Raw genomic sequence first — 25,538 nt, 5'->3', positions numbered from 1 at the left:
CGGGACTCCACCGCGCCCCACGACGCGAAGGGCCGGAGGCGGTTGCCTCCGGCCCTTCGCGCGTACGGGACCTACTGTTCCGAGACGGCCGTCTTCTTGGCGGCCGACTTCTTCGCCGGGGCCTTCTTGGCGGCCGTCGTCTTGGCCGCGGTGGTCTTGGCCGCGGCCGTCTTCTTGGCGGGCGCCTTCTTGGCGGTGGCGGTCTTCTTGGCCGCCGTCTTCTTCGCGGGGGCCTTCTTCGCCGTCTTCTTGGCGGGCCCCTTGGCACGCTTCTCGGCGAGCAGTTCGAAGCCGCGCTCGGGCGTGATCTCCTCGACGCTGTCGGCGGTCCGCAGCGTCGCGTTGGTCTCGCCGTCGGTGACGTACGGGCCGAAGCGGCCGTCCTTGACCACCACCGGCTTCTCGCTGACCGGGTCGACGCCGAGCTCCTTGAGCGGGGGCTTGGCGGCGGCTCGGCCGCGCTGCTTGGGCTGGGCGTAGATCGCCAGGGCCTCGTCGAGCGTGATGGAGAAGAGCTGGTCCTCGGTCTCCAGGGAGCGCGAGTCGGTGCCCTTCTTCAGGTACGGCCCGTAGCGGCCGTTCTGCGCGGTGATCTCGACGCCCTCGGCGTCCGCGCCGACGACACGCGGCAGCGACATCAGCTTGAGGGCGTCGTCGAGGGTGACCGTGTCCAGGGACATCGACTTGAAGAGCGAGGCGGTGCGCGGCTTGACCGCGTTCTTGCCGGTCTTCGGGGTGCCCTCGGGCAGGATTTCGGTGACGTACGGGCCGTAGCGGCCGTCCTTGGCGACGATCTGATGACCGCTCACCGGGTCCGCGCCCAGCTCGAAGTCGCCGCTCGGCTTGGCGAGCAGTTCCTCCGCGTACGCGACGGTCAGCTCGTCCGGCGCCAGGTCCTCGGGGACGTCCGCGCGCTGGTGGCCCTCGGCGTCCTTCTCGCCCCGCTCGACGTACGGGCCGTAGCGGCCGACGCGGAGCACGATGCCCTCGCCCACGGGGAAGGAGGAGATCTCGCGGGCGTCGATGGCGCCGAGGTCGGTGACGAGCTCCTTGAGCCCGCCGAGGTGGTCGCCGTCGCCGTTGCCGGCGGCCGAGGCCGTGCCGGCCGTCGCCGCGTCGCCCTCGCCGAAGTAGAAACGCTTCAGCCACGGCACCGCCTGGGCCTCGCCGCGCGCGATGCGGTCGAGGTCGTCCTCCATCTTGGCGGTGAAGTCGTAGTCGACGAGCCGCCCGAAGTGCTTCTCCAGGAGGTTGACGACGGCGAAGCTCAGGAAGGAGGGGACGAGCGCGGTGCCCTTCTTGAACACATAGCCGCGGTCCAGGATCGTGCCGATGATCGAGGCGTACGTCGAGGGACGCCCGATCTCGCGCTCTTCCAGCTCCTTGACCAGGGAGGCCTCGGTGTAGCGGGCCGGCGGCTTGGTGGCGTGGCCGTCGACCGAGATCTCCTCGGCGGACAGGGCGTCGCCCTCGGCGACCTGGGGCAGCCGGCGCTCGCGGTCGTCGAGCTCGGCGTTCGGGTCGTCGGCGCCTTCGACGTAGGCCTTCATGAAGCCGTGGAAGGTGATCGTCTTGCCGGAGGCGGTGAACTCGGCCTGGCGGCCGTCGCTCGCCCGGCCCGCGATCTTCACGGTCACCGAGTTGCCGACCGCGTCCTTCATCTGGGAGGCGACGGTGCGCTTCCAGATCAGCTCGTAGAGGCGGAACTGGTCGCCCGTCAGACCGGTCTCGGCCGGAGTGCGGAAACGATCACCCGAAGGACGGATCGCCTCGTGCGCCTCCTGCGCGTTCTTGACCTTCCCGGCGTAGGTGCGCGGCTTGTCCGGCAGGTAGTCGGCGCCGTACAGCTGGGTCACCTGCGCCCGGGCGGCGTTGACCGCCGTGTCGGACAGCGTCGTGGAGTCCGTACGCATATAAGTGATGAAGCCGTTCTCGTACAGCTTCTGGGCGACCTGCATGGTCGCCTTCGCCCCGAAGCCCAGCTTGCGCGAGGCCTCCTGCTGGAGCGTGGTGGTGCGGAACGGGGCGTACGGCGAGCGGCGGTAGGGCTTGGACTCGACCGCGCGCACGGCGAAGGAGGAGTCGGCCAGCGCCGCGGCCAGGGCGCGCGCGTTCGCCTCGTCCAGGTGCAGGACGTCGCTCTTGAGCCGCCCGTCGGGGCCGAAGTCACGGCCCTGCGCCACGCGCCGGCCGTCGACGGTGTTGAGCCGTGCCACCAGGGTGGACGGGTCGGAGGCGTCGCCCGCCCGGCCGGTGGAGAACGTCCCGGTCAGGTCCCAGTACTCGGCTGAACGGAAGGCGATGCGCTCGCGTTCCCGCTCCACCACGAGACGGGTGGCCACGGACTGGACGCGCCCGGCGGACAGCCGCGGCATGACCTTCTTCCACAGGACCGGCGAGACCTCGTAGCCGTAGAGGCGGTCGAGGATGCGGCGGGTCTCCTGGGCGTCGACCATGCGCTGGTTGAGCTCGCGCGGGTTGGCGACGGCGTCGCGGATCGCGTCCTTGGTGATCTCGTGGAAGACCATCCGGTGGACCGGGACCTTGGGCTTGAGGACTTCCTGGAGGTGCCACGCGATGGCTTCGCCCTCGCGGTCCTCATCGGTGGCGAGGAAGAGTTCGTCGGACTCGGCCAGGAGCTCCTTGAGCTTCCTGACCTGGGCCTTCTTGTCGGCGTTGACGACGTAGATCGGCTGGAAGTCGTGTTCGACGTCCACGCCGAGGCGGCGTACCTCGCCGGTGTACTTCTCGGGCACCTCGGCGGCGCCGTTCGGCAGGTCGCGGATGTGCCCGACGCTCGCCTCGACGACATAACCGGGGCCGAGGTAGCCCTTGATCGTCTTCGCCTTGGCTGGAGACTCGACGATGACGAGTCGGCGGCCGCCCTTTGCGGTCTCGCTGGTCGGGGACAACTTCGCTCTTCTCTCCGGTCGGCACTCGGGTGGTCAGTACGTGACGCTGCGGAGTGTGACGGTACAACCCGCCCCCGTGTCAAACAGCAAAAGCCCGCAGCGGCCACTCGAACGGTAACCCGACTTACCGCGATCCTGCCGCCCGGACCGTCCCGAAGCCTTCCGAAAAGCGTTTCATCCCCTTTCGGGCTAGATGCGAGTGAAGCACCACAGGCCGAGCAGCAGGAACGCGGCCCCGGAGGCGCTCGCGGCCACCGCGGCGGGGACCGGCGGCGCCCCGTCCGCGACCGGCGTCCCGCGCCGCGCGCACACCGCCGTCCACAGCAGCAGAGCGCCCCCGAACAGCGCGAACACCGCACCGGCGAAGACGGCCGGCCCCGCTTCGGTCCCACCCATGACGTCCATGGGCGCGATCCTGGGCGGCGCGGCGCACCCCAGGGCGGAGCGCGGGCCGCCTGCCGGGAAACGCCGGGTGAACGGTCACCCGTTCCCGTGCATTTCAGCCAGATCCCCCGCACGAATCCGGCCCGGCCGGGGTGGTCGCGGGTGGGCACCGGTGGTCCCGGGGGGCGCCGGTGAGCCCGGGTGGGCGCCCCGTCGGGGTGCGCCGTTTCACACCGGATCGGGTGCCGGGCGGGCGCGTCAGTCCGTCACCGGCTCCAGGAAGCCCTGCTCCACCAGGAGCCGGATGGCCTCGGGCGTGCGGTCGCGCAGCAGGACCGGGTCCTCGTCGATGAGCTGGGCGATCGCGTCCAGGATGCGGCCCGCCGGCAACTGGCCGTCGCAGACGCCCGCGAAGCCCGCGCCGACCGTGTCGACCTTGGTGGCCCGGCGCATGCCGCGGTTCTGCCGCAGCACCACGTGCTCCGGGTCCTCGGCGCCGGGCGGGCCCACCTGTTCCTGCACCACCTCGCCGGCCAGGCGGAACCGGTCGGCGAGCAGCGCCGCGTCGTCGGTGCGGCGCAGATAGTCCTGGCGCTCGAAGTGCGCCGCCACGGTGTCGCCGAGCGGCTGCTCGACGGGGTGCGGCCACTCCTCGGTGACGATGGACGGCCGGTCGCTGTCGGTGCGGCGCAGGGTGATCCAGCCGAAGCCGACCGCCTTGGTCCCGCGCGCCTCGAACTCGTCGAGCCACGCCTCGTAGCGCTCGGCGTAGCGGGCCGGGTCGCCCTGGTGGTCCCCGGCGTCGCGCAGCCACAACTCGGCGTACTGCGTGATGTCCTGGACCTCGCGCTGCACGATCCAGGCGTCGCAGCCGCGCGGCACCCAGGAGCGCAGCCGGTCCTGCCAGTCCTCGCCCTCGACGTGCTGCCAGTTGGCCAGGAACTGGGCGTACCCGCCGGGGTTGAGCCGCTCCCCCGCCTGCTGAACGAGCGTGCGGCACAGATCGTCCCCGCCCATGCCGCCGTCCCGGTAGGTGAGCCGGGCGCCGGGGGAGATGACGAACGGCGGGTTGGACACGATCAGGTCGTACGTCTCCTCGCCCGCCGGCTCGTACAGGGACCCCGCGCGCAGCTCGGCCCGCGGCGCACCCGACAGGGCGAGGGTGAGCCCGGTGAAGTCGAGGGCGCGCGGGTTCAGGTCGGTCGCGGTGACGCGGGTGGCGTGCTGGGCCGCGTGCAGGGCCTGGATGCCGGAGCCGGTGCCGAGGTCGAGGGCCGAGCCGACGGGCCGGCGGACCGTGATGCCGGCCAGGGTCGTGGAGGCTCCGCCGACGCCGAGCACCATCGCCTCGTCACGCCCGCTCGCGCCGCCCGCCCCGCCGACGGCGCAGCCGAGGTCGGAGACGATGAACCAGTCCTGCCCCTCGGGGCCGCCGTAGGGGCGCACGTCCACGGTGGCGCGCAGCGCCTCGCCCTCCCGGACCACCCAGCCGTCGGCGAGCGCCTCCTCCAGGGGCAGGGCCGCGCGCGCGTCCTGTTCGCCGACGGGCCGCTGGAGCAGGAAGAGCCGCACCAGGGTGTCGAGCGGACTCCGCCCGCGGGTGGCGCGCAGGGCGGGGACGGTCTCGCCGCGGGCCAGCGCCGCGTAGGCGGGCGCGCCGAGCAGGTCGAGCAGGCCGTCGGCGGTGAAGGCGGCGGCGAGCAGGGCGTCGCGCAGGCGGGCTGCGTGACCGGACGCGGGAAGGCTGGTCGTACTCACCCCGCCATTGTGGCGGCTGCCTGTGACAATCACCGCCTCATGACCGTGGCCCGGCCCCCGTGCGGGGTCCGGGCCACGATCGAGGGCGTACGGGCTACGACTTGGCGCTCGCGGACGGCGAGGCCGAACCCGAGGGCGAGGCGGAGCCGGACGGTGATCCGGAGGGCGAGGCCTTGTCGGCGGGCGCGCCCGCGCCCGAGCCGGAAGGCGCGGGGGAGGACGGCGTCTGCTTCTGGCAGCCGGGCTGCTTCTGCATGGCCTTGCCGACGTCGCCGGACTCCAGCTTCTTCAGGGAGGCGTCACCCGTCGAGCTGATCTTGCCGAGCTCGGTCGCGATGTCCTCGAGGCCCTTGGCGAACGCGGCCTGGTCGCCGGCGTTGAGCGCGTCGACCTTCTTCTTGAGGTTCGCGTAGGAGACGGAGGAGGCGTTGAGCTCCTTGACGGCCTCCTGCTGCGTGGTCGCGCCGTCCTCGACGGGCGGGGCGCCGGCCTTGTCGACGGCCGCGCCCAACGCCTTGTAGGCGTCCGAGATCTGCTGGAACGCCGCCGAGTCGGTCTTCTGCACATCGGCCGGCTTGCTGTCGTCGCGGGTCTGCGCCTGGATCGAGGCGTTCGCGTCGGTGATCTTCTTGAACTGCGGCTGGGCCGTGTTGCAGAAGGTCTTCGCCCAGTCGTCGACCTTCTTGCTCGAGTCGTCGCTGCAGCCCGACAACGTCAGCATCAGTACCGCACCGCCGGACAGTGCGGCTGCAAGCTTCTTGTTCACCGGTTTGGTCCCTTCCAAGGCTCTCGGCCCCGGAACATACACGCCAAGTGGGCGACAAACGCTTGACGTCCGTGTGATGTGCCCCCTATTGCAGCCATTTGCACCAAGCCGAACGGGCGGACGGTGTGTCAAACCCCACCGTCCGCCCGCCCTTTGTGCTTGCCGCGGTTACGAAACCACCGCCGGGTCGGCCGACTTCGCGACCCGCTCGTTGTTTCCGTCGTCACCCACGGCCACGCTGCGCCGCTTCGACACGTACACCGCGCCGATGATGACCAGGATGGCCAGCGCCGCCACGATCCCGCGGACCACGGCGCTCGCGTCGTCGCCGTAGCTGAACTTGACGATGGCCGGCGCGATCAGGAGCGCCACCAGGTTCATCACCTTGAGCAGCGGGTTGATCGCCGGGCCCGCGGTGTCCTTGAAGGGGTCGCCGACGGTGTCGCCGATGACGGTGGCGGCATGGGCTTCGCTGCCCTTGCCGCCGAAGTGCCCGTCCTCGACCATCTTCTTGGCGTTGTCCCACGCACCACCGGAGTTGGCGAGGAACACCGCCATCAGGGTGCCGGTGCCGATCGCGCCCGCGAGGTAGGAGCCGAGCGCGCCGACGCCGAGAGTGAAGCCGACGGCGATGGGGGCGAGCACCGCGAGCAGGCCGGGGGTGGCCAGTTCGCGCAGCGCGTCCTTGGTGCAGATGTCGACGACCCGTCCGTACTCGGGCTGTTCGCTGTAGTCCATGATCCCGGGGTGCTCGCGGAACTGCCGCCGCACCTCGAAGACCACCGCGCCGGCCGACCGGGACACGGCGTTGATCGCGAGCCCCGAGAAGAGGAAGACGACCGCGGCGCCCAGCATCAGCCCGACGAGGTTGTTGGGCTGCGAGATGTCCATGCTCAGGGTCAGTTCGTTCGCCTTGGCGTGGACGTCGTTGACGGCCGTGCCGATGGCGTCCTTGAAGGAGCCGTACAGCGCGGCGGCCGCGAGGACGGCGGTGGCGATGGCGATGCCCTTGGTGATGGCCTTGGTGGTGTTGCCCACGGCGTCCAGGTCGGTGAGCACCTGGGCGCCCGCGCCCTGGACGTCGCCGGACATCTCCGCGATGCCCTGGGCGTTGTCGGAGACCGGCCCGAAGGTGTCCATGGCCACGATCACGCCGACCGTGGTGAGCAGGCCGGTGCCGGCCAGCGCCACCGCGAACAGCGCGAGCATCACCGAGGTGCCGCCGAGCAGGAAGGCCCCGTACACGCCGAGACCGATCAACAGGGCGGTGTAGACGGCCGATTCGAGGCCGATGGAGATACCGGCCAGGACGACGGTGGCGGGTCCGGTGAGCGAGGACTTGCCGATGTCGCGGACGGGGCGCCGGGTGGTCTCGGTGAAGTACCCCGTCAGCTGCTGGATCAGCGCCGCGAGGACGATGCCGATGGCGACGGCCACCAAAGCCAGGATCCGCGGATCGCCGTCGTGGCCCTTGATCACGTCGTCCGTCACGCCGTTCAACTGGGCGTAGGTGGACGGCAGATAGACGAAGACGGCGACGGCCACCAGGGCCAGCGAGATGACCGCGGAGATGAAGAACCCGCGGTTGATGGCCGACATTCCGCTGCGGTCGGCGCGCCGCGGGGCGACCGCGAAGATGCCGATCATCGCGGTGACCACGCCGATCGCCGGGACGATCAGCGGGAAGGCGAGACCGAGGTCGCCGAACGCCGCCTTGCCGAGGATCAGTGCCGCGACCAGCGTCACGGCGTACGACTCGAACAGGTCGGCCGCCATGCCGGCGCAGTCGCCGACGTTGTCGCCCACGTTGTCCGCGATGGTGGCGGCGTTGCGCGGGTCGTCCTCGGGGATGCCCTGCTCGACCTTGCCGACCAGGTCGGCGCCGACGTCCGCGGCCTTGGTGAAGATGCCGCCGCCCACACGCATGAACATCGCGATGAGCGCGGCGCCGAGCCCGAAGCCCTCCAGGACCTTGGGCGCGTCGGCCGCGTACACGAGCACGACGACGGAGGCACCGAGCAGGCCGAGGCCCACGGTGAACATGCCGACGACGCCGCCCGTACGGAAAGCGATCTTCATGGCCTTGTGCGAGACCGAGGTGAGGTCCTTTTCCGGTTCTCCCTCGGCGGGTGTCGCCTCCCGGGCGGCTGCCGCGACGCGCACATTCGCGCGTACGGCGAGGCGCATCCCGATGTATCCCGTCGTCGCCGAGAAGACGGCACCGATCAGGAAGAACACGGAACGGCCCACGCGCTGCGACCAGTTGTCGGACGGCAGCAGGAACAGCAGGAAGAACACCACGACGGCGAAGACGCCGAGGGTGCGCAACTGCCGGGTCAGATAGGCATTCGCGCCTTCCTGGACGGCCGCCGCGATCTTCTTCATCGAATCGGTGCCCTCGCCTGCGGCGAGGACCTGGCGAACCAGCAATTGGGCGACGATCAGGGCCGCCAGTGCGACGGCCGCGATGACGATCACGATCATCCGGTTGCCGTCGGTCAGTACCGCGGCGGCCAGGGATGTGGGGTGGTCGAGTTCCGTTGGGTTGAAGAGCCCCGCCATTCGTCCTCCTTGACGCTCAGAGCTCAAGATGTGGACGGATTGTAGGTAGCGGAACACGATCAAAACAGGGCGCCGCAAATGGAATTGACCTTCATCGGCTCATCCATCGGCTCACCAGGGAGCGATCCGGTCACGAAAGTGCCCCCGAAAGCGGTAATGGGGCAAAGGCATTGACGCTTGATCAACGATCTCCGGATGGGACTCTTGATTATTGATCAAAAATGAAAAAGGCCCTGCTCAGCAGGGCCCGTCTCAATATCAAAAAGAAGTGGATCAGGGAAGCACCGTGACCGGTGTGGTCGGCCAGCTCATCCGGATGATGCCCCCGGACTCGCCCGACCTGACCTCCACATCGTCCACGAGCCCACTGATGACGGCGAGGCCCATTTCGTCCTCCGCGCCGTCGTCCAGCTCATCGGGCTCGGAACCGCGCACCCCCGGCACCGCCGCGGCGCCGCCGCCCGATCCCGGCACCTCGTCGCCGACCTCGATGGAGAAGAGCTTCTCCTCCTCGGTCAGCACGACGCGGACGGGGGCGTCGACCCCGTGCGAACGGTGCAGCCCGACCGCACGGCTGCACGCCTCGCCGACGGCGAGCCTGACCTCGTCGAGCACTGCCTCGTCGACCCCGGCCCGGCGCGCCACGGCGGCCGCCACCAGACGGGCCGTCCTGACGTGTTCGGGCTGGGCACTGAAACGGAGTTCAACGGTGGCCATGGGCGATCCCCCTCGAACGTACGGGCGTACATCTCAGGGGCCCCGGGCCATGAAGCCGCCCGGCGCCCCTGTCCTTCCTCCGGAGCCGTCGAAGGACGGCTGCCGTCAGTCGGTCGCGTTGACGGCCTCGTCGACCGAGCCGTGGATCGGGAACACCTTGGTGAGCCCCGTGATCCGGAAGATCTTCAAAATGCGCTCCTGGTTGCAGACCAGACGCAGCGAGCCCTCATGGGCGCGCACACGCTTGAGCCCGCCGACGAGCACGCCCAGGCCGGTGGAGTCGAGGAAGTCCACGCCCTCCATGTCGACGACCAGGTGGTAACTGCCGTCGTTCACCAACTCGACCAACTGCTCGCGCAGCTTGGGCGCGGTATACACATCAATCTCGCCACCGACCTCGACGACCGTACGGTCGCCACCAGGGCCGGACACATTGCGAGTCGACAGGGACAGGTCCACGGATCCTCCAGCACCTTGCTATCGAGCGGCCGCCCCCTGAGACTCCCCGGCGGAGCCAGAGAACGGATCGCCAGCCGCGATGGCATTCAATCACTTACCGGCAGCCATGCACGACGCCTTGGGACCATTGTCCGCTACGCCAGTGACACACTCGGTGCCGATGGCCAGCAACCACAGACCCAGAACACCCGCCGACGGCACGGGTGAACGGCCCGCCCCCGGCATGGTCCTCGACCGGCTCGCCGCGAGGGCAGGCCGGGCTGCGCGCATCACTCATACGGAGCACTTGCCCCCGCGGGCGGGCCGTCATGCAGTCTGGCCGCACCTCATCCGGCCGGAAGTGATCAACGCCATCCGGACCGCCGGCGTCGAGCACCCCTGGGCCCACCAGGCCACGGCCGCCGAGCACGCCCTGAACGGCGAATCGGTGGTGATCGCCACGGGCACGGCGTCCGGCAAGTCGCTCGCCTATCTGGCGCCCGTCCTCAGCACGCTCCTGGACGGCTCCGAGGCCCCGAACGGCCGCGGTGCGACCGCCCTCTACCTCGCCCCGACCAAGGCCCTGGCCGCCGACCAGCGCCGCTCGGTGAAGGCCCTCGCGGCCCCCCTGGGCCACGCGATCCGGCCCGCCGTGTACGACGGCGACACCCCGGTCGAGGAACGCGAATGGGTCCGCCAGTACGCGAACTACGTCCTCACCAATCCGGACATGCTGCATATGGGCATCCTGCCCTCCCACCCCAGGTGGTCCTCCTTCCTGCGCTCGCTGCGCTACGTCGTCATCGACGAGTGCCACACCTACCGCGGTGTCTTCGGCTCCCACGTCGCCCAGGTCCTGCGCCGGCTGCGCAGGCTGTGCGCCCGCTACGGCTCCGACCCGGTGTTCCTGCTGGCCTCCGCGACGGCCGCCGAGCCCGCGGTGGCCGCCGGGCGCCTGACCGGCCTGCCCGTCGTGGAGGTCGCCGACGACGCCTCCCCACGCGGCGAACTCGTCTTCGCCCTGTGGGAGCCGCCGCTCACCGAGCTGCCCGGCGAGCGGGGCGCCCCGGTACGCCGCACCGCCATCGCCGAGACCGCCGACCTCCTCACCGACCTGGCCGTGCAGGGCGTCCGCACGGTGGCCTTCGTCCGCTCCCGGCGGGGCGCCGAGCTGATCTCGGTGATCACCCAGGAGCGCCTGTACGAGGTGGACCGCACCCTCGCCCGGCGCGTCGCCGCCTACCGGGGCGGCTACCTGCCCGAGGAGCGCCGCGCCCTGGAGCAGGCCCTGCACTCCGGTGAGCTGCTCGGCCTGGCCGCCACCACCGCCCTGGAACTCGGCATCGACGTCTCCGGCCTCGACGCCGTCCTGATCGCGGGCTACCCCGGCACCCGGGCCTCCCTGTGGCAGCAGGCGGGCCGGGCCGGGCGCTCGGCGCAGGGCGCCCTCGCCGTCCTGATCGCCCGCGACGACCCGCTCGACACCTACCTCGTGCACCACCCCGAGGCCCTGTTCCGCCAACCGGTCGAATCCACCGTGCTCGACCCCGACAATCCGTACGTCCTGGCCCCCCATCTGTGTGCGGCGGCGGCCGAGCTTCCGCTCACCGAGGACGACCTGGACCTCTTCGGCCCGGCGAGCCCCGAGCTCATGCCCCAGCTGGAGCGGGCGGGGCTGCTGCGGCGGCGCAGCAACGGCTGGTTCTGGACCCGCCGCGAGCGCGCCGCCGACCTCACCGACATCCGGGGCGGCGGCGGGAACCCGGTCCAGGTCGTCGAGGCCGCGACGGGACGGCTGCTCGGCACGGTCGACGCGTCCGCCGCCCACACCGCCGTCCACGACGGCGCCGTCCACCTCCACCAGGGCCGCACCTACCTCGTGCGCCACCTCGACCTGGACGACTCCGTCGCCCTCGTCGAAGAGGCCAGCCCGCCCTATTCGACCGTCGCCAGGGACACCACCTCCATCTCCGTCCTCAGCACCGACACCGAGATCCCGTGGGGAGCCGGCCGCCTCTGCTACGGCTCCGTCGAGGTCACCAACCAGGTCGTCTCCTTCCTGCGCCGCCGTCTCATCACCGGCGAGGTGCTCGGCGAGACCAAGCTCGACCTGCCGCCCCGCACCCTGCGCACCCGGGCCGTGTGGTGGACGGTCACCGAGGACCAGCTCGACGCCGCCCGCATCACCCCGGAGATACTCGGCGGCTCCCTGCACGCCGCCGAGCACGCCTCCATCGGACTCCTCCCGCTCTTCGCCACCTGCGACCGCTGGGACATCGGCGGCGTCTCCATCCCGCTGCACCCGGACACCCTGCTGCCGACGGTCTTCGTGTACGACGGCAACCCCGGCGGTGCCGGATTCGCCGAGCGCGCCTTCCACACCGCCGCCCGCTGGCTGGCCGCGACCCGCGAGGCCATCGCCTCCTGCGAGTGCGAGGCCGGCTGCCCCTCGTGCATCCAGTCCCCCAAGTGCGGCAACGGCAACGACCCCCTGCACAAACGAGGCGCCGTCCGCCTCCTCACCGAACTCCTCCGCGGCGCCCCGCAAGACCCCGAGTCGGGTGTGGAGGGTTCTGGTTCGGGTGCGGATGGCTCTGGCTCGGGTCCCGGTGGCCCTGGCTCGGGGGCGGATGACCCTGGCTCGGGTGCGGATGGCTCCGGCTCGGGTCCCGGTGGCCCTGGCTCGGGTGCGGATGGCTCCGGCTCGGGTCCCGGTGGCCCTGGCTCGGGTGCGGAGGGCCCTGGCCGCGCCCCCTGATGCCCTGGCCTCGCCCCGGGTGCCTGGTCGTAGCCACCCGCGCCGTGAACGGGCGAGGTGCCGGGGGCAGTCCGCCCGCCGCGGACGGGCCCCCTCGGCCCGCCCTCACCCTCACGGCACCGCTCCAGCCACCCCCGCCACCCCCGCCACCCCTGGCACCGTGAGGGACGGCCCGGCCCGGGATTTGACGCTGGGGGCGTACGGGCCGAGCCTCGCCCGTACCCGGACGTCCGCGACCTCTCCGGTGACCGTGCAGCGCACCAGCTCCGTCCTCTGGGCGCGGGCCACCTCCGCCGCCCTGGCACACGCGTCCGGCGCTCCCCACAGCGCCCGGTCGGCCGCCGCGAGCGCGGCCAGGTCCGCGGCGCCGCCCGCCCGGTGCCGGGCTGCGACGGCCTGCCCCAGGCACAGCACCGCCGCGAACACCGCGCACATCGTGGCCGCGGTCAGCGCCACCCAGACGGTGGCCGAGCCCCGGTCATCACGACTCCCTGAGCCGCAGCCGTCACAACCCCCAGAGCCCCCGTCGTCACGACTCCCCGAGCCGCAGCCGCCACGACTCCCCGAGCCCCGGCCATCGCAACTCCCGTCCAGAATGCGGCGGTTCACCGGGCCGGCGGCCCGCCACCCCGCCGAGCCCAGCCCCCTCACGAGACCTCCCCCACCGTGTCCTCGGCCAGGGCCGCCGCCTCCGCGCTCAGCGTCAGGGCCAGGCGGTGCGGCCCGGGCGTGGCGGACTCCACCCTGACCCGCCACAGATCGCCCTCCCGCCGCACCGTGACGGCAGCCCCCTCCGGCGCCGCCGACCGCGCCGCCGCCACCGCGACGGCCTCCGGCTCGGAGCGGGCCACCGCCCGGGCGCCGGCCCGGGCCGCGTCCACACACCGGATCTCCGCCGAGGCCGCCGTCAGCGCCCAGAGCAGGGCGAGCGCGAACCCGACGAGTGCCGGGATCGCCACCGCCGTCTCGGCCGTCACGAAGCCCCGGTCCCCCCGGGCCCGCACGCCTGGCCACGCTCCGTGCCGCCGTCCGTGCCGTCGTGCGCGCTCTCGTCCATGCCGTCGTCCGTGCGCTCGTGCGTGCCCTCGCCCATAAGCTCGCCCGTGCCGCTCAGAACTGGACATTGAGCGCCTTGGTGATCAGCTGGGTCAGCCCGTCCACAACCCCGCCGCTGGTGACGACCTTGTACAGCACCGCTGCGAAAGCGCAGGCCGCGATCGTGCCGACGGCGTACTCCGACGTCGACATTCCCGCATCGCCCCGGATCCTGCGCCGCAGCGCGAGCCTCCAGGCCCGCATCCGCAGCCGGCCGCTGTTCGTCTGCTGGTCCATGAGTGCGTTCATGTCTCTCAACTCCCTTGATTCGACTACGTGTTGTCTGTGACGTGCTGTGCATGGCGCGTTGTGCATAGCGCGTTGTGCGAAGGCGTGGGCAGGGGCAGGCAGGGGCGGGGCCCACGTCACCGCCTCAGCAGTCCGCCCGCCAGGCCGATCACCACCGGGGCGACCCCCGCCGCCAGGAACGCGGGCAGGAAGCACAGGCCCAGCGGGCCGGTGATCAGTACGCCCGCGCGCCTGGCCCGCGCCGAGGCCCGGCGCGTCCGTTCGGCCCGGCAGCGCTCGGCCACCCGGGCGACCGGGCCGGCCGCGGGAGCCCCGGACAATGCCGCCCGGGCCAGACAGCGGGCCAGTTCGGCCGCTCCCGGTATCGCGCCCAACCTCCCCCACGCCTCAGCGGGCTCACCGCCCATGCGCAGTTCGGCCGCGACCTGCGCGAGGCGTGCGCCGACAGGGCCCTGCAAGGACGCTCCGACCGCTCCCGCCGCCTCGCCCGGGCCGGCCCCCGCCGCCAGGCACGCCGCCAACAGGTCGGCGGCGAGCGGCAGTTCACGGGCCTGGGTGCGCTGCTCCTCGGCCGAGCCCTCCCGGACGCGGCGCCGGCGCCCCCACTTCCAAGCCCCGTACGCCGCCGCCGAACCGGCCAGGATCCCGACCGCCCCGCCGATCAGCACATAGCCGGCCGCGAGTGCCCCGAGCGGTGCGGCCCAGGGCCGCGCGCGGGCCGCCCGTGCGCGGTACCCGTACGAGCGCCGGGGCCGGGCGGGAGCCGTCAGCGCGAGCAGGCCGGCGAGGCGGCGCCGTGCCCTGCGTTCCTCGCGGCGCCGCGACACCTCCCACACCGTCCACAGGGCGAGAACGGAGAGCCCCGCCACTGCCCCCAGCCTGTGGACAACATCCGGACCGAGCAGGCTCATCGCTCCTCCCCCGCCCGTACGATCCGGGCCGCCCACCACACTCCGGCGGCCTCCAGGACCCCGGCCACCAGCAGGCAGCCGAATCCGGCCGCGCTGTGCAGCAGCACCCGCAGCGGGGCCGCGCCCATCGCCGTGCCCAGCACCAGGCCGAGCACCGGGAGCAGGGCGAGCAGCAGCACCGTGGTGCGCGGCCCCGCCAACTCGGCGCGCAGCGACTCCTGTTGCTCCCGCTCCGCGCGCAACACGCCCTCCATGCGTTCGAGGCCGCGGGCCAGCCCCGCCCCGCCGTCCACCGCGACCTGCCAGCACGCGGCGATCCCGGCGAGGCCCTCGGCGCCCGGCTCCCCGGCCGCCTCACGCAGCGCCCCCGGTACATCGCCGCCGAACGTGGCCGCCGCCACCACCGGCCCCGCCGCCGCCCCCAGGGCCGCCGTGTCGCGGGCGGCCACGGCCAGTGCGGGGCCGGGCTGGCGGCCCGCCCGCAGTTCGCCCGCGACCGCGGCGCACCAGACGATCACCTCGTCCGCCCGCCGCGCCCTGGCCCGCTCGCGCTCACGGGCCCGCAGCCTGCGCCCCACCAGCGGGACGGCCGCGGCTGCCGCGACCAGCGGCAGCACCGATCCGCCCAGGAGGGCCAGCACCAGGCCGAGGGGAAGACAGAGCCACTCCACCCGCCGCCGCGCCGGATCACGCACCCGCTCAAGCCACCGCCCGAGCGGCGAAGCCCAAAACCCGCCGCCCGTCCTGCCGTTCACGCCGACACCGGCACCGGCACCGACGCCGACATCGGTGCCGCCGACGCCGCCACTTCCGGCGCCCGCGAACATCAGCCGCGCCCTGCGCACGCCCTGGTCGTGGCCCGTCCACAGCCAGGCCGCCGCCCCCGCGCACATCGCGGCCCAGGCGGGAAGGCCCATCACGAGACCCGTCACAGCGCACCCCCGACCAGCGCCCGCAGCCGCTCCCAACCCGCGTCGCGCACACAGCCCTTGGCCCCCCAGCGCAGCGCAGGCACGGTCCGCACCAGGCCCACCGCATCGCGCTGCAGGACGCACACCTCGGAGATCCGGCGCCGGCCCTCCCGGTCGCGTACGAGATGGACCACCACCGAGAGCGCGGCGGCCACCTGGCTGTGCAACGCGGCCCGGTCAAGCCCGGCCGCCGAGCCGAGCGCTTCGAGGCGGGCCGGCACGTCCGCCGCCGAATTGGCGTGGACCGTGCCCGAACCTCCCTCGTGGCCCGTGTTCAGGGCGCTCAGCAGATCGGCCACCTCGGCGCCCCGCACCTCGCCCACCACCAGACGGTCGGGCCGCATCCGCAGCGCCTGGCACACCAGGTCCCGCAGGGTCACGAGGCCCGCGCCCTCCTGGTTGGCCGGTCGCGACTCCAGGCGCACCACATGGGGGTGGTCGGGCCGCAACTCGGCCGAATCCTCGGCCAGCACGATCCGTTCGCCCGTCCCGACCAGGCCGAGCAGGGTGGACAGCAGGGTGGTCTTGCCCGTGCCGGTGCCACCGCTGATCAGGAACGACACCCGGGCGTCGATGAGCCCCCGCAGCAGCGGCTCGGCCTCGGGCGGCACCGTCCCGGCCTCGGCGAGTTCGGCGAGCGAGAAGGCCTTCGGCCGCACCACGCGCAGCGAGAGGCAGGCCGAGCCGACGGCGATCGGGGGCAGGACCGCGTGCATCCGCGTGCCGTCCGGAAGCCGGGCGTCCACCCAGGGCCGCGCGTCGTCCAGCCGGCGCCCGGCGACCGCCGCGAGGCGCTGGGCGAGCCTGCGCACCGCCACCGCGTCGGCGAAGCGGATCCCGGTCAGTTCGAGGCCACCGCCCCGGTCGACCCAGACCCGGTCGGGCCCGGACACCAGGACGTCCGTCACCTCGGGGTCGGCGAGCAGCGGTTCGAGCGGGCCCGTGCCCACCAGCTCGGAGCGCAACTCCTGGGCTCCGCCGAGCACTTCCGCGTCCCCGAGCAGCCGCCCCTGGGCGCGCAGGGCCGCCGCGACCCTGGCCGGGGTGGGCTCGGCGCCGCTCTCGGCCAGGCGCCGGCGTACGGCGTCGAGCAGGGGCGGGCCCGCAGCACCGCCGGGCGGTCCCACCGTCCGGGCGCCGCCGACGACGGACCCCTGAGCGTGGACCGTGGCCTGCCCATGGACCTGTCCCGGCCCCCGCACCTGTCCCGGCCCGGGCCCTGGCCCCTGACCCTGCGCATGAGCCGGTGTAGGGGGAGACGCGCCCGCCCGTCCCGCTTCCCATCCCGCGTTCATGACAGCGCTCCCCCGGCGAGATCACCGATGAGGACCTGGTCCCAGAAGGCCGTACAGAATCTTGCCAAGGCACCCCGTGGCTCGCTCCCTGGAGGAGCGCCGCTCTCCTGGGCCTCCAACAGTCCTGGTTCCAGCGGGAGTTCACCCGCGAGCGGCAGCCCGAGCGCGTCGGCCACCCACTGTTCGTCCAGCCCGGACGCAAAGGGCCCGCGCACCACGGCGCGCAGATCGCGCAGCACCATGCCGACCGAGGCCGCGACGCGGCCCGACGCGGCGACGGCGCGCAGTTCGGCCGGCACCACCAGCAGGCCGAGGTCGAGCTGGGCGAGCGCCTCGACCACCGCGTCGTCGGCCCGGCGCGGCAGGTCCACGACGACCACGCCGCCCCGCCTGCGGGCCGCCGCGAGGACGGCGCGCATGGCCTCGCCCGGGATGGCCACCGAGTCGCCCCGGTCCCAGCTCAGGACCCGCAACCGGTGCAGATGAGGCAGGGACTCCTCCAGGGCGCCCCCGGCGACCCGCCCGCGTGAAGCGGCGAAATCCGGCCACCGCCTGCCGTCGGCCTGCTCCCCGCCGAGCAGCACATCGAGGCCGCCACCGAGGGGATCACCGTCGATCAGCATGGTGCGCCGCCCGGCGCGGGCGGCGGTCACCGCGAGGGCGCACGCCAGGGTCGAGGCGCCGGCTCCGCCGCGCCCGCCGATCACACCGACGGTCAGGGCAGGGCGGCCGACCCCTTCGGCCGCGTCCGCGATCCGGTCGACCAGCCAGGGCTCGGCGTCGGGCAGCCGCAGCACATGGTCGGCGCCGAGCTCCACCGCGGCCTGCCACACCCCGGGGTCGTCCTGGTCCCGGCCCACCAGGAGCACACCGCTTCGGCGCGCCGAGCCGAGCAGCCGCCGTGCCGCGTCGTCACCGACCAGCACCAGCGGCGCACTCTCCCAGCCGCCACCCCGGCCCGGCACCCCGTGGCACACCTCAGGCTCGGTGCCCGCCGCGGCGCACAGCCGCAGCAGATCGTCGAGCAGTTCCTCGTCCTCGGTCACGATCAGCGGTCCGCCGCGCTGCCCTTCCGCGCCCGGCGGTCGTTCGGAAGCCATGACTCCGTCCACGATTTTCGGCCCCTCTCCGTGTGATTTGCGTGTCCGCGCACATCGCGAACTGGAATCACGGTGGAGGGAGGCCCGAAATAATGTGGATCTTGATCAGAATCTGTGGACAACTACCGCCTTGTGAATATCCCGCTCACCTATACCGGTGACTTCCGGAGCGCAGCGCAACGACTACGCACAGTGACGAGTTCTCAGAGGGAGGAGGCGGGCTCACGAGAGCCTGAGAGAGGGGGAGACGATCGGAACCGGGGCCGAAAACGCATCCGGACATGCGACGACCCCCGCCGGGGGGGAGAGCGGGGGTCGTCCCCACGGCCGACTCGGGGGGGGAGGAGTCGGGCCGGGTTAGCACGGTCGCGAACGATCCGTGACTTCCATGGTGTACCCGAGAGCCTTCTCAGGCAAACCCACGCGCCACAGCTTACGCCGAATGGTGGGCGCCTATGCTCGACCTCGTGGAAAACCACTCGTTGCCGCGTACCGCCGCCTTCTTCGACTTGGACAAGACAGTCATTGCCAAGTCGTCGACGCTGACCTTCAGCAAGTCCTTCTATCAAGGGGGGCTGATCAACCGCCGTGCCGTACTGCGCACCGCCTACGCGCAGTTCGTATTCATCGCCGGCGGTGCCGACCACGACCAGATGGAGGGGATGCGCAAGTATCTGTCCGCCCTCTGCAAGGGCTGGAACGTGCAGCAGGTCAAGGAGATCGTCGCCGAGACCCTGCACGACCTGATCGACCCGATCATCTACGACGAGGCCGCCTCCCTCATCGAGGAGCACCACGCCGCGGGCCGCGACGTGGTGATCGTGTCGACCTCCGGCGCCGAGGTCGTCGAGCCGATCGGCGAACTGCTGGGCGCGGACCGGGTGGTGGCGACCAGGATGGTGGTCGGCGACGACGGCTGCTTCACCGGCGACGTCGAGTACTACGCCTACGGTCCGACCAAGGCCGAGGCCGTCAAGGAGCTGGCCGCGTCCGAGGGCTACGACCTGTCGCGCTGCTACGCCTACAGCGATTCGGCGACCGACGTGCCCATGCTGGAGTCCGTCGGGCACCCCCACGCGGTCAATCCGGACCGGGCGCTGCGCCGCGAGGCGACCGCGAGACAGTGGCCGATTCTCGTCTTCAACAGGCCGGTCAGCCTCAAGCAGCGGCTGCCCGCCCTCTCGATGCCGCCGCGTTCGGCACTGCTCGCCGCCGCGGCCGTCGGCGCCGCCGCCGCGACGGCGGGCCTCGTCTGGTACGCGAGCCGGCGGCGCGAGGCGGCCTGACCGACGGCGCGAGGCGGCCTGCGCGCACAGCGCCTCCGCCGAGGGACACGAGGGATTCGAGGAAGAGGGGGCGCAGGGACGGGGATGCGCGAGGCAGCGGATGCGCGGGGCACGGGATGCCGCCGTACACAGACGTCCGTTTCACCCCTGTTTGAAGCTAAAAGTAAAGAACGGTGATCAGGGGTTTCGCTTCCGGCCGGACGGGAGTAGAAAGGACTCAACGGCCCGCGAGACCTGGGACATCCGAGAGGATCACCTTCTACGCAGCAAGGCCCCACGGACCGAGCATGGACATCGAGCACCCACGCGACGTCGACCCGTCGATTACGGGCCAGCCGCACCAGGTGAACGGGCAGAGAATCCCGGCCTGATGGGCAACTTTCGAGGACGCTTGGTAACCCGGTGAACATGCCAGCGGCGGTATCGGACATCGATACCGCCGCAACCCTTTTCCCGGCCGCCCAGGCCGAGTTCACCCGCTCAGGCAGCGCCGCGCTGGAGCGCCTCGCACACCGCCGTCGACTCGCGCACGCCCAGTTCCACGGCCTTGCCGCAGTGGGTGATCCAAGCCGCCATGCCCTGCGGCGTCCCCGACGCGTACCCGTCGAGCGCCGCCGCGTAGGCGGCCCGGCCCAGCTCCGCGTGGCCGACCTCGGAGGGGCAGACCGCCTTCGGGTCGAGGCCGCTGCCGATCAGCACGATCCGCTCGGCGGTGCGCGCCACCAGGCCGTTGTACGAGGTGAAGGGGCGCAGCGCCAGGAGTTCGCCGTGCACGATGGCGGCCGTCACGAGCGCGGGGGCCGAACCGCCCGCGATGATCAGCCGGGAGAGGCCGTCGAGGCGGCCCGCGACCTCGTCCGCGTCGGGCAGCGGGAGTTCGATCAGCGGCTCGTCCACCGGCTCGCCGTGCCGGCGCGGCCGGCCGACCGCGTCACCGGCGTCGGCGGCCGCGACCAGGTGCAGCCGGGCCAGCACGCGCAGCGGCGACTGCCGCCAGATGGACAGGAGTTGACCCGCCTCGGCGGTCAGGCGAAGGGCCGCGCCGACCGCGCGCGCCTCGGATTCGCTGCCGAAGTCGGTCCGCCGCCGCACCTCTTCTAGGGCCCAGTCCGCGCCCGAGAGGGCCGCGCTGCCGCGGGCCCCGCGCAGCGCCGCCTCCGAGGTGATCTCGTTGCTCCGGCGCCGCATCACGCGGTGCCCGTAGACGCGGTCCACGGCCTTGCGCACGGAGTCCACGGCGTCCGGGACGCCCGGCAGCCCGCCGAGGGCGACGAGTGGGTCAGCGGCGTTCGTACTCATAGGTAAGGAGGCTACGCGTCCGCAAGCCGCGCCCCACCTTCGAGTGGTCTTCTTCACTCGGCTCGCATACTTTGTGCCACCATGCGATTACCGTTGGTGAACATGAAGATCGCTTTCGTGGGGAAGGGCGGCAGCGGCAAGACGACGCTGTCCTCGCTCTTCATCCGCCACCTCACCGCCAACGAGGCCGCCGTCGTCGCGGTCGACGCCGACATCAACCAGCACCTCGGGGCCGCGCTCGGGCTCGACGAGGAGGAGGCCGCGGCCCTGCCCGCGATGGGCGCGCACCTGCCGCTCATCAAGGAGTACCTGCGCGGCACCAACCCGCGGATCGCCTCCACCGACACCATGATCAAGACGACGCCGCCCGGCCACGGCTCGCGGCTGCTGCGGGTGCGCGAGGCGAACCCCGTGTTCGAGGCGTGCGCGCGCCGCGTCGTGCTGGACGACGGGGACATCCGCCTGATGGCGACGGGCCCGTTCACCGAGTCCGACCTCGGGGTGGCGTGCTACCACTCGAAGGTCGGCGCGGTCGAGCTGTGCCTGAACCATCTGGTGGACGGGGTGGACGAGTACGTCGTCGTCGACATGACGGCGGGCTCCGACTCGTTCGCCTCCGGCATGTTCACCCGCTTCGACATGACGTTCCTGGTCGCCGAGCCGACCCGCAAGGGCGTGTCGGTCTACCGCCAGTACAAGGAGTACGCCCGGGACTACGGGGTCGCGCTCAAGGTCGTCGGCAACAAGGTGCAGGGCCAGGACGACGTGGACTTCCTGCGCGCCGAGGTCGGCGACGACCTGCTGGTCACGGTCGGCCACTCGGACTGGGTGCGCGCCATGGAGAAGGGCAGCCCGCCGCGCTTCGAACTCCTGGAGGCCGACAACCGGCTGGCCCTCCAGGCGCTGCAGAACGCGGCGGACGACTCGTACGCGGACCGCGACTGGGGCCGCTACACGCGGCAGATGGTGCACTTCCACCTGAAGAACGCGGAGAGCTGGGGCAACGCGAAGACCGGGGCCGACCTGGCGGCGCAGGTCGACCCGGGCTTCGTGCTCAGCGAGCTGCTGGACGAGGTCAGCGAGCCGCAGCCTGCTTGATGGCGGGGACGGCCGGCTCCGCGGGCTTCAGCGGGGCGACCGGCTTCGCCGGGACGGCGGGCCGGGCGGCCTCCAGGGCTGCCCACCCGCCCTTGGGCGCCTCGCCCACCTTCAGCGAGTGGAACTTGGCGAGCACCTGCGGGTCCTGCGCGTCCAGCCAGTCGGCGAGCTGGCGGAACGAGACGCAGTGCACGTCGCGCTTCACGCACACCGTGCGGATGGTGTCCTCGACGGCCTTCATGTAGACGCCGCCGTTCCAGGACTCGAAGTGGTTGCCGACGATCAGCGGGGCTCGGTTGCCGGCGTAGGAGCGGTCGAAGGCCTGGAGCAGGCCGTCGCGCATCTGGTTGCCCCAGCCCTCCTGCTGATCGGCGTCGCCGGTCATCGCGTTGGACTGGTTCATGTAGAAGTTGTAGTCCATCGACAGCGTCTCGAAGCCGCGGCCCGGGACCGGCACCAGCTGCATCGACAGGTCCCAGACGCCGTTGTCGTTCTTCTTCGGCCACACCTGGTCGTTGACCGCGCTGGTGTCGTAGCGGAAGCCCAGCTGGCCCGCGGCCGTCACGAAGTTCTTGCGGCCCTCGAGACACGGGGTGCGGCCGCCGACGAGCTCCTTGTCGTAGTCGAAGGGGAGCGGCGCCTCGGTCTTCAGGCCGGAGTTGGTCTTCCAGTTCTTCACGAAGGACTTGGCCTGGGCGATCTCGCTCTTCCACTCGTCCACCGACCAGGTGCCGACGCCGCCGTCGGGCCCGCAGTAGTGGCCGTTGAAGTGGGTGCCGATCTCGTTGCCCTCCTGCCACGCGGCGCGCAGCTGGGTGACGGTGTCCTTGATTCCCTTGACGTCGTTGAAGCCGATGTCCGAGGTGCCGGCGGAGTGCTTGGGCGCGGTGTACAGCTTCGCCTTCGCGTCCGGGAGCATGTACACGCCGCTCAGGAAGTACGTCATGGTCGCGTTGGACTCCTTGGCGACCTGGCGGAAGTGCGAGAAGAGCTTCTGGCTGTCCTCGCCGGCGCCGTCCCAGGAGAACACCACGAACTGCGGGGGCTGCTGGCCCGGTTTCAGCTTCTGCGGCTTGAGCAGGTGCGGCTGGAGCCCGGTGTACGCGGTCGAGCCGTCCCCGATGACGTGCGGGGCGAGCTGGGGAGCGGCGCCCTGCTGTCCGGCCGGGGTGCCCGGCTTGGCGGGGGCGGGGCTGCCCGCGGAACAGCCCGCCGCTCCGGCGGCGAGGGCGGCGGCGATGACTCCGACGACGATCCTCATGGCCATGCGCGGGGCGTGCACGGCGTGCCTGACATGCCTGGCGGCGATCATCCGCCCACCTCTTCCTTGCGGTTTCGTGCGTTGAATGCCGTCACGGCGCCGCAAAAGTCGCATGCACATTGAACGATTTCGGCACGACAAGCCGAACTAAAAGCTGCCTATTCATCCCTGAGAGTGAATCGCTGGCCTGTTTGCCCTAAACAACACTTATGTCGCTTTACTCTGCATTACGATTCGTTTACCGAGAGTTGAGAATCCCGCCGCTGCACTGCCGTGACCCACGGCCGCGACCCCTCGTTCCGCGACCGCGCTGCCCCGGAGGAGACGGGAACATGCCTGCTTGCGTACCCACTCGCGCCCAGCCACCAGCTCGTCCGCCCCGCATCCGGCGACCGCGCCGCTCCGCTCCTTCGGGAGACGGATCCGGGCGCCGCTTGCGCATCAAGGGCGCCGATGTGTCGGCGTCCATCACCGTCTTCCTGCTCGCCGTCCCGATGTCGCTCGGCCTCGCCGTCGCCATCGACGCACCCCTGGAGGCCAGCCTCATCGCCGCCGGCATCGGCGGCATCGTCGCCGGGCTGCTCGGCGGCTCGCCGCTCCTGGTCAGCGGCCCCTCGGCCGGCCTGACCGTGGTGTCCGCCGAGATGATCCAGTCGTACGGCTGGCGCACCACCTGCGCCATCACGGTCGGCGCGGGTCTGCTCCAAGTCGCCCTCGGCTCCCTGAAGGCGGCGCGCTCGGCCCTCGCGGTCAGCCCCGCCATCGTGCACGGCACCCTGGCCGGCATCGGCGCCGCCATCGCGCTCGCCCAGCTCCACATCGTCCTCGGCGGCTCCCCGCAGAGCTCTGCCGTCGACAACGCCCTCGCGCTGCCCGGGCAGTTGGCCCAGGTCGGCCCGGCCGAGCCGCTCATCGGCGCGCTCACCCTGGCCGTGCTCCTGCTGTGGCCGCGCCTGCCGGGGCGGGTCGGCAAGGCCCTGCGCACGATCCCCGCGGCGCTCGCCTGCGTCGTCCTGGCCACCGCCGTCGCCGCCTTCGCCGCCCCCGGCATCGCCCGGGTCGACCTGCCCTCCTGGGACGCGCACGTCCTGCCCGCCGTGCCGCACGGCCCGGTGCTCGGGCTCCTCACCGCGGTGCTCACGGTGACGCTGGTCGCGAGCCTGGAGTCGCTGCTGTCGGCGGTCGCCGTCGACCGCCTCGCGGCCGAGCGGCCGGGCAGCACCGTCCCGCGCGCCGACCTCGACCGCGAACTGCGCGGCCAGGGCATCGCCAACGCGGTCTCCGGACTGCTCGGCGGCATGCCGGTCTCCGGCGGCGCGGTGCGCGGCAGCGCGAACGTCCGCGCCGGCGCCACCGGCCGGGCCTCCACCGTGATGCACGGCCTGTGGGTGCTGCTCGCGGCCGGGCTGCTCGTCCCGGTCCTGGAGCGGATCCCGCTGGCCGCGCTCGCCGCCCTCGTGATGATGGTCGGCATCCAGATGGTCAACCTCGCGCACATCCGCAACGTCCACAAGCACCGCGAGTTCCCGGTGTACGTGGCCGCCGTCGGCGGTGTGCTGCTGCTCGGTGTGCTGCAGGGCGTGCTCCTGGGCATCGCGGTGGCCGTCGCCGTCGCGCTGCACCGCCTCGCCCGTACGCGGATCACCACCCATGAGGAGACCGACGGCAGGTATCTGGTGCGCGTCCGCGGCCAGTTGACGTTTCTCGCCGTGCCCCGGCTCACCCGGACGCTCGGCCATGTCCCCCAAGGAGCGGACACCATCGTGGAGTTGGACGGATCGTTCATGGATCACGCCGCCTTCGAAGCCCTGCAGAGCTGGCAGGACGCGCATCACGCGCGCGGCGGCAAGGTCCGCGTCACCGGACGGGCCGGCGCCCGGGTGGCCGAGCCCGCCGCCGCGTCCCAGAGCTGCTGCCGGCCCTGGACGCCGTGGCGCAACCACCACTGCCAGGACCAGCCGCCGCGGCCCGTCCAGGGGCACCAACTGGCCAGCGGGCTCAGCTCGTTCCAGCGCAACACCGCGCCGCTGGTACGGGACGAGCTGGCCCGGCTCGCCCGTGAGGGCCAGCGCCCTCAGCAGCTCTTCATCACCTGCGCGGACTCGCGCCTGGTCACCAGCATGATCACGGCCAGCGGTCCGGGCGACCTGTTCACCGTGCGCAACATCGGCAACCTGGTCCCGCCGCCGGGCGCGGACGACTCGGTGGCCGCGGCCATCGAGTACGCGGTCGACATCCTGCACGTCCAGTCGATCACCGTGTGCGGGCACTCGGGCTGCGGCGCCATGCAGGCGCTGCTCAACGGCGCGCCCGAGGCGCCGATGACCCCGCTGCGGCGCTGGCTGCGGCACGGCGCACCGAGCCTGGAGCGGATGGCGAGCCGGCGGCACGCCTGGGCCCGGATCGCCGGGCGGCTGCCCGCCGACGCCGTGGAACAGCTCTGTCTGACCAATGTGGTCCAGCAGTTGGAGCATCTGCGCCGGCACGAGTCGGTGGCCCGGGCCATCGCGGCCGGCACCCTCGCCCTGCACGGCATGTACTTCCACGTCGGCGAGGCGCAGGCCTATCTGCTCTCCCCGGACGACCACGAAGAGGTCTTCGAGGGCGTCGGCGTCAACCTCCTGGAGAACACGCCCGCCTGAATCCGTGCCGCGCGCGGCACTTCCGTACGGCCTCTG

20 protein-coding genes are annotated in these 25,538 nt (G+C 72.1%); 4 read left to right on the top strand and 16 right to left on the bottom strand.

Annotated elements, in window-relative coordinates:
- Positions 1-71: 71 nt before the first annotated feature.
- The 7 genes from topA to ACGF3I_RS19875 form a co-directional block, all read right to left on the bottom strand.
- Positions 72-2,912, bottom strand: a complete 2,841-nt coding sequence (topA, locus tag ACGF3I_RS19905) for a type I DNA topoisomerase (RefSeq protein WP_393133768.1) — start codon at positions 2,910-2,912, stop codon at positions 72-74.
- 189 nt (positions 2,913-3,101) lie between these two features.
- Positions 3,102-3,317 (bottom strand): hypothetical protein, encoded by a 216-nt coding sequence (locus tag ACGF3I_RS19900; protein ID WP_393133766.1) that lies wholly within the window; start codon positions 3,315-3,317, stop codon positions 3,102-3,104.
- Between the two features lie 237 nt (positions 3,318-3,554).
- Positions 3,555-5,054 (bottom strand): methyltransferase, encoded by a 1,500-nt coding sequence (locus ACGF3I_RS19895; protein ID WP_393133764.1) that lies wholly within the window; start codon positions 5,052-5,054, stop codon positions 3,555-3,557.
- 94 nt (positions 5,055-5,148) lie between these two features.
- Positions 5,149-5,820: a small secreted protein gene (locus ACGF3I_RS19890; protein ID WP_393133762.1), complete on the bottom strand. Its 672-nt coding sequence runs from the start codon at positions 5,818-5,820 to the stop codon at positions 5,149-5,151.
- 168 nt (positions 5,821-5,988) lie between these two features.
- Positions 5,989-8,382, bottom strand: coding sequence for a sodium-translocating pyrophosphatase (locus tag ACGF3I_RS19885; RefSeq protein WP_393133760.1), 2,394 nt, complete (start codon positions 8,380-8,382; stop codon positions 5,989-5,991).
- 273 nt (positions 8,383-8,655) lie between these two features.
- Positions 8,656-9,099 (bottom strand): ATP-binding protein, encoded by a 444-nt coding sequence (locus ACGF3I_RS19880; RefSeq protein ID WP_393133758.1) that lies wholly within the window; start codon positions 9,097-9,099, stop codon positions 8,656-8,658.
- A 105-nt stretch (positions 9,100-9,204) separates the two neighbouring features.
- On the bottom strand, positions 9,205-9,558 hold the full coding sequence (locus ACGF3I_RS19875; protein ID WP_053728100.1) for an STAS domain-containing protein: 354 nt from the start codon (positions 9,556-9,558) through the stop codon (positions 9,205-9,207).
- Positions 9,559-9,637: 79 nt separating this feature from the next.
- Between ACGF3I_RS19875 and ACGF3I_RS19870 the strand changes: the two genes are divergently transcribed.
- A complete protein-coding gene (locus tag ACGF3I_RS19870; protein ID WP_393133756.1) occupies positions 9,638-12,295 on the top strand; it encodes a DEAD/DEAH box helicase in 2,658 nt (885 codons plus the stop codon).
- A 111-nt stretch (positions 12,296-12,406) separates the two neighbouring features.
- On the opposite strand, the gene ACGF3I_RS19865 is transcribed toward ACGF3I_RS19870, so the two are convergent.
- The 7 genes from ACGF3I_RS19865 to ssd form a co-directional block, all read right to left on the bottom strand.
- The gene (locus ACGF3I_RS19865; protein WP_393133854.1) at positions 12,407-12,904 is read right to left on the bottom strand and encodes an Rv3654c family TadE-like protein; all 498 of its coding nucleotides are present in this window, start codon (positions 12,902-12,904) and stop codon (positions 12,407-12,409) included.
- A gap of 38 nt (positions 12,905-12,942) precedes the next feature.
- The gene (locus ACGF3I_RS19860) at positions 12,943-13,272 is read right to left on the bottom strand and encodes a TadE family type IV pilus minor pilin (RefSeq protein ID WP_393133754.1); all 330 of its coding nucleotides are present in this window, start codon (positions 13,270-13,272) and stop codon (positions 12,943-12,945) included.
- Positions 13,273-13,405: 133 nt separating this feature from the next.
- Complete coding sequence (locus tag ACGF3I_RS19855; RefSeq protein WP_393133752.1) at positions 13,406-13,639, bottom strand: DUF4244 domain-containing protein; 234 nt, start codon at positions 13,637-13,639, stop codon at positions 13,406-13,408.
- Positions 13,640-13,755: 116 nt separating this feature from the next.
- Positions 13,756-14,550, bottom strand: a complete 795-nt coding sequence (locus ACGF3I_RS19850; protein ID WP_393133750.1) for a type II secretion system F family protein — start codon at positions 14,548-14,550, stop codon at positions 13,756-13,758.
- Complete coding sequence (locus tag ACGF3I_RS19845) at positions 14,547-15,467, bottom strand: type II secretion system F family protein (protein WP_393133852.1); 921 nt, start codon at positions 15,465-15,467, stop codon at positions 14,547-14,549. The genes ACGF3I_RS19850 and ACGF3I_RS19845 overlap by 4 nt, the downstream gene beginning before the upstream one ends.
- An 11-nt stretch (positions 15,468-15,478) precedes the next feature.
- Positions 15,479-16,648, bottom strand: a complete 1,170-nt coding sequence (locus tag ACGF3I_RS19840; RefSeq protein ID WP_393133749.1) for a TadA family conjugal transfer-associated ATPase — start codon at positions 16,646-16,648, stop codon at positions 15,479-15,481.
- Positions 16,649-16,812: 164 nt separating this feature from the next.
- The gene (gene ssd / locus ACGF3I_RS19835) at positions 16,813-17,928 is read right to left on the bottom strand and encodes a septum site-determining protein Ssd (RefSeq protein ID WP_393133747.1); all 1,116 of its coding nucleotides are present in this window, start codon (positions 17,926-17,928) and stop codon (positions 16,813-16,815) included.
- Positions 17,929-18,371: 443 nt separating this feature from the next.
- On the opposite strand from ssd, the gene ACGF3I_RS19830 reads away from it, so the two are divergent.
- Entirely contained in the window at positions 18,372-19,202 is an 831-nt protein-coding gene (locus ACGF3I_RS19830; protein WP_393133745.1) for an HAD family hydrolase, read from the top strand.
- Between the two features lie 480 nt (positions 19,203-19,682).
- On the opposite strand, the gene ACGF3I_RS19825 is transcribed toward ACGF3I_RS19830, so the two are convergent.
- A complete protein-coding gene (locus tag ACGF3I_RS19825; protein WP_393133743.1) occupies positions 19,683-20,501 on the bottom strand; it encodes an oxidoreductase in 819 nt (272 codons plus the stop codon).
- A 102-nt stretch (positions 20,502-20,603) separates the two neighbouring features.
- Here ACGF3I_RS19825 and ACGF3I_RS19820 point away from each other — a divergent pair, with 102 nt between their 5' ends.
- Complete coding sequence (locus ACGF3I_RS19820; RefSeq protein WP_393133741.1) at positions 20,604-21,599, top strand: ATP-binding protein; 996 nt, start codon at positions 20,604-20,606, stop codon at positions 21,597-21,599.
- Here ACGF3I_RS19820 and ACGF3I_RS19815 read toward each other — a convergent pair.
- Positions 21,577-22,911 (bottom strand): hypothetical protein, encoded by a 1,335-nt coding sequence (locus tag ACGF3I_RS19815; RefSeq protein WP_393133739.1) that lies wholly within the window; start codon positions 22,909-22,911, stop codon positions 21,577-21,579. The genes ACGF3I_RS19820 and ACGF3I_RS19815 overlap by 23 nt on opposite strands.
- Positions 22,912-23,192: 281 nt before the next feature.
- Between ACGF3I_RS19815 and ACGF3I_RS19810 the strand changes: the two genes are divergently transcribed.
- Positions 23,193-25,502 carry a SulP family inorganic anion transporter gene (locus ACGF3I_RS19810; protein WP_393133737.1) on the top strand — a complete coding sequence of 770 codons (2,310 nt, stop codon included), beginning with the start codon at positions 23,193-23,195 and terminating at the stop codon, positions 25,500-25,502.
- Positions 25,503-25,538: the final 36 nt, after the last annotated feature.

It is taken from the genome of Streptomyces sp. NPDC048111 (genome assembly GCF_043202815.1).
In the GTDB taxonomy this organism is placed as follows: Bacteria; Actinomycetota; Actinomycetes; order Streptomycetales; family Streptomycetaceae; genus Streptomyces.
Note: the sequence above shows the minus strand (reverse complement) of the source record. Positions and strands in the feature narration are given on the sequence as shown.